Genomic DNA, 5,986 nt, shown 5'->3' on the forward strand with positions numbered 1-5,986 from the left:
CAGCGTTTCATTTCTTCACAAGCGCCTTTTCGGTCATCAGCGTTGAGCTTTTTGAGTAATGTCGATTTGGCAAAATTTCCCACACCCACGTTGTAAGAAAATGAATAAAGCGCTGCTTGAGTCAGTGTGTTGATATTGACCTTGACCAGCGGGTCAACATACCGTTTAACCACCTTCAAATCGTCATCAAGCCACTTATCACAATCTTCTTGTGTGTAAGTCCGGTTACGGTGAATATCGTTACCTGTGTGACCGTAACAAACAGAAAGCACACCGCCACCATCGAAATAGGGCTTAAGTCTCAGCCCTTCGAAATGGGTTATCATGCTTGACGCTAAAAGCAATGCACTACCGCCTGTTGCCATCAATATTTTTTTCGGTATTTTCATATTGACGCTCCTTAAGTTTGTACTCCTTTTTGCGGTAGTACACGTTGATTAAAAATGTCGCTATCGTGCAGGCAATGCCTACTACGGCTACCCACTGCTCAAGAGTGAAGAAACCCAAAATAGTGGTCATAATGCCCCAGAGATAGGCTGTGGGAGTTGAGTATTTTTCAGACATGTGCATATACCCTGCCGTTGAGGGTTCCATTGCTTTGAATAATGATGAGTTGAAAGATTTTTTGTGCCAAGACCTAATTTTGCTCAGCATTTAAATTGTCAATTTGATAAAATTTATTCAGCTATTAATTTTAGTTAATGGCTAATCACTAAAAATTATTGAGGAAATAGAATGCAGAAATATCAAAAAACTTGCTTGTTGAAATGAAATATACAACTAACATCGGTTCTCCTGAAGCATTACTTAATGAAATTAATGTATTAAAGATGATTATTACTAATTTATTTTATAAGCTGCCAGAAAATCAACGTAAAGAGATGGTTAATGAAATATCTGCACATATTGAAAACAGCGTAGTGAAAAATATGCTCGACAATTTTAAACTCGTTGATAAGTAACTTTACAATTTGTTTTAAAATTAGACGTTGCATTTTTTACATGCGTTAAATCTAAAGCATTTTGAAAAATAGCATCCACACTATCTTCTGATTTAGTACAGCAGTTCACATTATTCATCTTTGTGAACTGTTTTTCCAATTCACCAATTCTACTTTCTAATACTTCTATACGTTCGTCCATATTTTTTATCTCATGTTTAACCATTGAACAGGGAGCCAACCGCGTTACTGGTTTTAATTATTCGATCTGTCAGTTTTGCGGCGGCGTAAACGAAAAGCCCCACCATCAACAAGGGGTGTTTCTTCGTAAGTCGATCTTTTCGTTGATCTTTTTTTGCTCAAGAATATAATAACGACATATAGTATATGTTTTGAATACTAAATACTATATATAGGAATCCCTGATAGCGACAACTATCAGGGACGGAAGATAAAACGACAAGGTTTTACATGTGATCACGCATTTAGTTTATTTCACTTGGTGATCTGTGTAAAGCCCTGTTTATATACAGGACTGATTTTAATGAATAAGAATATTTGTCAAAAGCCTCATCGCTACAACCATTTATTTACATCTCTTTCTAATAATCAAGGTCAAAATAGTCGTCACAAATGTGCGGGATGCGCCTATGAATTAGGTCGTCACCATGCGCTTACTGGAGCGCAAAAAGCTTATGACGACTCAGTTTTAACTCAAATTTCAGATAGTCAAGCTGGCGCTCTTCGTCATAAAGATGCTTTTGAGTCATATAATCACGGCTATCAATCCGTTTTCAAAATAGCATAAAAAGTAAAACCCCACGCTTTCACGTGGGGCTATGCACTACTGGCTTATTTACCGTATGGATCGTGCGAATTCACAAAAAAAGTAGTGCACCAACAAGATATAACTATTTGGGTGACAACACAAGTCAAAAAGAATCGATAATTAATTTTATTTCGTGTCTAAATTGTCTTTATAAACACAGACACTATCACAATATCATTATTTTTACGATCGTAAAGTTATTTATTTAATTCTTTGAACAAATTTATCCATCTCTAAATTAATATTAAGCATCATCAACATTCCCTCAATTACCCCTTCCGCTTTTTGTAATTTTTTACCAATATGTGTATCTGAGCAACTATATTGTCGAGCTAGCTGAATAAAAGTTTTTCCAAAAACATAATACTCAAATAATAAATCATGAATATCGCGATTATTTTTATTTAGTTTTGCTACACAGCTGGAGATTATCATTGCGTCATCTTCACAGCATTGCGGCCTAGATTTTATTTTCTTTGGTATCACGCCTTTAAAACCAGCTGCTATGTGAGACCAGGCTACATCGTAGGGATTATCAGCAACCCATGCCCCCCATCTTTCAAGTACTTGCTGTATGTCTCGCATTAATATTCTCCAATACATTATATCAAAGTTCTTTTATTTTCTTTCTATATTTATTGCGAATTTCTTTTAATATTTCAGGCGTGTATTTAATTATTTCGTTATTATTTTCTAATTCTATTACTTTATTAATTCCTATTTTATTAATTAAACCTATTCTATATTCAGATATAGCGCCTGATTTATGTGTATTACATGCAGAACATTGCTTATGACAATTATTTTCATTAAAGCGTATTTGTGAAGCTGAGGCTGTTGTTTTGTAATGACCCGCATGATAACTAATTGCTGTTTTACTGCCACAGCTAATACATCCCTCGTTTTTATCTCTTTCTCGAATATAATCGTTAAATACTCTTTGCGTCATGCACAGCCAATGCGACAGCGGTTTTAATGCTGTCTTTCTTTGCTTTAATTGACGTCTTTCTTCGATAACTCGCTTTTTAGCTAACTTATCTAGATGTTGACGTGCATATTGAATTGCGCATTGATGATTGCAAACAAGTTGAAGTGATTTTTGAGAAGTGAATTTATTCTTGCAGATTTTACAGATTTTCGGCCTCAGCTTTTTAGCTGAGTTCATATTTTATAAGTTTCCGAATGCGATTAATAACCAAAAAATGATAACAAAGATGATAAGAAAAATTAGCCAATTATCCATCTTGCTCTCTCTTAAGTTTCATGTATTGAGAGTTATCAGGTATCGTCACAAAACAACGTATGCCAATCGCCCAACATTCCACTTTTTGCATAAAGACATGCATTTCCCCCGTATCAAGTTTTGATGTCCTCCTGAGCGTTCTGACGCGCTCTGGCTGCTGTGTGGTCACATCGATACGCTCTACAACTTCATAACCTAAGAATGTATGTTTCAACATTTCTTTCACCTGCTCTGCGGTAAAGTTAGCGTTGTTAGCACACAAATACTTACTTAACTCTGCACACCACAAATGAAAAAGTGAATTTTGCGATAATGAACGGGTTTTACGGTAAGGCTTGATAATGAGACGATGAGGTTTATTTGTTGCTAGAGCTGCTTTTAAGGTTTGCCAGACGTTTTGTTTAGTTGATTCGTGAAGGATTATATTATCCTCCATATTCCTCCTTCATCCACTTATTTAATTTATTAAAAACCTTTCTACTTGCTCTAACCTGTTTTTTGGTGGGCTTTAAACGAAAAATATAATGTTCAGTAATATAATCAGTCTCAAATTTTACTATCCAAAACCTTTTGTCTGTTTTAAATTTTTCGTCAACATAATAAATTTCACGATTTATCTTCAAAATGCACCTCCTGTTATCTTTATTTCAAGAAAATATCGTTAAACAAGACAAAAAATAAATATATCATTGAGATAGCTAAAGATGTAACAGCCACTACTGACAAAAACCTCAAAGAATTAATAAGCCACGTACTGCTGTCAGTTGTGATAGTTAACATTATCACCGACATCGCAACACCTAAAAAGCAAAATAGATTCATGCTAATTCTGTAAATAAAGTTAATTATTTCATGCATTACCAGTCTTCCTTAGGAGGCTCAGGTAATGGCATCCAATAATCCGGCTCGAAAGTTAATTTTTCATCTTTATTACAATGATAAATGAAAGTACTATTCTCATTCTCTCGCCAGCCAACTTCAATTTCAAAGTCATCATTACAACGCTTACAAATTAAAACCAGTTCGTCTACTAATGGCAATCGTTCTTCACATTTAATCCACTTCATCATTAATCTCCTTACAGATAAAATTTATCAACTTGATTTGAGCTTGCTTTCCAGCTTTTACATTGATAGCAGTCCAGTAGTAACCTATCTCGCTAAATTGCATTTTGAACATGGACGGCTGGGATAACATTTTCAGGCAATCTTTTTCTGATAGTGCTCTGTCGCTAAAGCGCTGCCAATGCACAGGTTCGCCGCCATCCTTAACAAGGGTTGCTTCAATTTGGTATTTCATTGGGGGGGTCCTGATTAAATCGTTGCGCCTTGAGCGTAGCGCCTTAAACTTTGTTGATGAGATGATTGTGAGATTGCTCCTGCTTCCTGTTGATTGGTATCGATAAAATGACCGTTTTTAAACTCCTGATAAACCGTACCCGTTTTGCCAAATCGATTTTTGGTTACAATAATTTCAGCATACTTCGCTGAGGGTGAATTTTCGTTATAAACCCCGTCACGATACAGCATGATAATGCTGTCTGCATCTTGCTCAACGTTGCCAGAATCCCGTAAATCAGCGTTAACTGGGCGCTTGTTTGTCCGCTTTTCAACCTCTCTTGATAACTGGCTCAATGAGATTACGGGCGTTTTTAATGTTTTTGCCAGCCGTTTCAAATTCGCGGAAATATGCGCTATCGCAAGGTCATTTCGTTCAGCTCTCGGTTTATCAATTAATCCGAGGTAATCAACCATGATTAACGACAGTTGGGGATATTCTTTTTTTTGTCTGGTGGCAACAGAGGCTATCTGCTCAACAGTAAGTTTACTTGCATCCACTATCCATACATCTAAATCATGCAACAAACCAATCGCACCAGTTATCTTATTCCAGTGTTCCTGCTCTAATCGTGAGGGATTTCTCAACATTGAAACGGGGAGATTTGACGCCTGGGCAATCTGTCTTTCAATGATTTGGCCTGAATCCATTTCCATTGAAAAAATAAGCACGCCACGCCGCTGATTTATGTCCCTGATTTCCTGACTGGCAACACTTCTGGCAATCTTCAATGCAAATTCGGTTTTCCCCATACCCGGTCTGGCAGCAACAATCACTAAATCCACCGGATTAATACCTCCCGTTATCTCATCCAGCTCACTTATACCTGTTTTTAAGGCGCTTGACTGTTCACCGTTTTGTAGACGATTTTCCAGTAACTCGGTGTAATCACTAATAAGTTCCTTCAAATTTACAGGCTTGATTTCTTCTTTCGAAGTTCGCAATTTTGTCGCTTTCGACAAAAAATCATCAATAGCCTGCGTGGCTGACTGGATAGACCCATTAGCAACAACATCCTTGACCGAATTTATCATCGCTAAAAATTCCCGTCGTTGATAATTCTCAGCAACCATTTTTGCATAACCTTTCAAATTGGCTGCACTCGGGCAATCTTTAGCCATCGACATAACCTGAATAAAATTACCCTTTCCCATCTGTTCAGCCACCATCACCATATCAATCATGCTTCTGGTTTTAGCCTGGCATTGAATTATTTTGTAGATTTCACGACAGAAATGGGAGGAAAAAGCATTAGGCTCAAGCGTAGACAATACATCACTGGCGTCTGGCGTTAAACCTGAAATCAGCAAACCCCCTATCACGCTTGCCTCAAGTTGATAGTTGACCATGTTAATACCCCCTATCGGCAAACTTCCCTTCACGAACGCCTGTTAGCGTGGTTTCTCTCAGCAGGTAATCAATATCCGCTGTCCAGCCCGTGTTGTTCTCACCAAAGTAAAACGGCTTTGCCATGCCAACGAATGCTCTCACGTAGGCTCGCCAGCCATCTAGGTTTGGATTAGCCAGTAAGCCAACAATTTTCTTCAAACGGGTTTTACGCTTGGGATTGGCTTCAACAGCGTGGGGTAGTCTGTCACCCACTTCCTCGTTGTAGGCAACCAGATAATCGTTGTA

General features: G+C 37.5%; 12 protein-coding genes and 1 pseudogene. 2 read left to right on the forward strand and 11 right to left on the reverse strand.

The window, feature by feature from the left end; genetic code table 11:
* Together H1X92_RS10420 and H1X92_RS10425 are read right to left on the reverse strand one after the other, a co-directional pair.
* The coding region (locus tag H1X92_RS10420; protein WP_180560090.1) for a lysozyme at positions 1–389 on the reverse strand (389 nt) is incomplete at its 3' end.
* Positions 349–564: a phage holin family protein gene (locus H1X92_RS10425; RefSeq protein ID WP_370520685.1), complete on the reverse strand. Its 216-nt coding sequence runs from the start codon at positions 562–564 to the stop codon at positions 349–351. The genes H1X92_RS10420 and H1X92_RS10425, both read right to left, overlap by 41 nt.
* 203 nt (positions 565–767) lie before the next feature.
* Here H1X92_RS10425 and H1X92_RS10430 point away from each other — a divergent pair, with 203 nt between their 5' ends.
* A complete protein-coding gene (locus tag H1X92_RS10430) occupies positions 768–962 on the forward strand; it encodes a hypothetical protein (RefSeq protein WP_180560092.1) in 195 nt (64 codons plus the stop codon).
* On the opposite strand, the gene H1X92_RS10435 is transcribed toward H1X92_RS10430, so the two are convergent.
* A complete protein-coding gene (locus H1X92_RS10435) occupies positions 943–1,143 on the reverse strand; it encodes a hypothetical protein (protein ID WP_180560093.1) in 201 nt (66 codons plus the stop codon). The two genes, H1X92_RS10430 and H1X92_RS10435, sit on opposite strands and share 20 nt — an antisense overlap.
* A gap of 342 nt (positions 1,144–1,485) precedes the next feature.
* On the opposite strand from H1X92_RS10435, the gene H1X92_RS10440 reads away from it, so the two are divergent.
* The gene (locus H1X92_RS10440) at positions 1,486–1,749 is read left to right on the forward strand and encodes a hypothetical protein (RefSeq protein WP_180560094.1); all 264 of its coding nucleotides are present in this window, start codon (positions 1,486–1,488) and stop codon (positions 1,747–1,749) included.
* 222 nt (positions 1,750–1,971) lie between these two features.
* Here the strand turns inward: H1X92_RS10440 and H1X92_RS10445 are convergent, their stop codons facing one another.
* The 8 genes and pseudogenes from H1X92_RS10445 to H1X92_RS10480 all read right to left on the reverse strand — a co-directional run.
* The gene (locus H1X92_RS10445) at positions 1,972–2,355 is read right to left on the reverse strand and encodes an antiterminator Q family protein (RefSeq protein ID WP_180560095.1); all 384 of its coding nucleotides are present in this window, start codon (positions 2,353–2,355) and stop codon (positions 1,972–1,974) included.
* Positions 2,356–2,377: 22 nt separating this feature from the next.
* Entirely contained in the window at positions 2,378–2,935 is a 558-nt protein-coding gene (locus H1X92_RS10450) for a recombination protein NinG (protein ID WP_180560096.1), read from the reverse strand.
* A 70-nt stretch (positions 2,936–3,005) separates the two neighbouring features.
* Positions 3,006–3,449 carry a recombination protein NinB gene (locus tag H1X92_RS10455; RefSeq protein WP_180560097.1) on the reverse strand — a complete coding sequence of 148 codons (444 nt, stop codon included), beginning with the start codon at positions 3,447–3,449 and terminating at the stop codon, positions 3,006–3,008.
* On the reverse strand, positions 3,439–3,636 hold the full coding sequence (locus H1X92_RS10460; protein WP_180560098.1) for a hypothetical protein: 198 nt from the start codon (positions 3,634–3,636) through the stop codon (positions 3,439–3,441). Before H1X92_RS10460 ends, H1X92_RS10455 begins: the two co-directional genes overlap by 11 nt.
* Before the next feature lie 234 nt (positions 3,637–3,870).
* Positions 3,871–4,083: a DUF551 domain-containing protein gene (locus H1X92_RS10465; protein ID WP_180560099.1), complete on the reverse strand. Its 213-nt coding sequence runs from the start codon at positions 4,081–4,083 to the stop codon at positions 3,871–3,873.
* Positions 4,067–4,312, reverse strand: coding sequence for a DUF1187 family protein (locus H1X92_RS10470; protein WP_180560100.1), 246 nt, complete (start codon positions 4,310–4,312; stop codon positions 4,067–4,069). The genes H1X92_RS10465 and H1X92_RS10470 overlap by 17 nt, the downstream gene beginning before the upstream one ends.
* Before the next feature lie 14 nt (positions 4,313–4,326).
* Positions 4,327–5,700, reverse strand: coding sequence for a replicative DNA helicase (locus H1X92_RS10475; RefSeq protein ID WP_180560101.1), 1,374 nt, complete (start codon positions 5,698–5,700; stop codon positions 4,327–4,329).
* Between the two features lies 1 nt (position 5,701).
* Positions 5,702–5,986, reverse strand: a pseudogene (locus H1X92_RS10480) (replication protein); the annotation flags it as partial.

It is taken from the genome of Arsenophonus endosymbiont of Apis mellifera (genome assembly GCF_903968575.1).
In the GTDB taxonomy this organism is placed as follows: domain Bacteria; phylum Pseudomonadota; class Gammaproteobacteria; order Enterobacterales; family Enterobacteriaceae; genus Arsenophonus; species Arsenophonus apicola.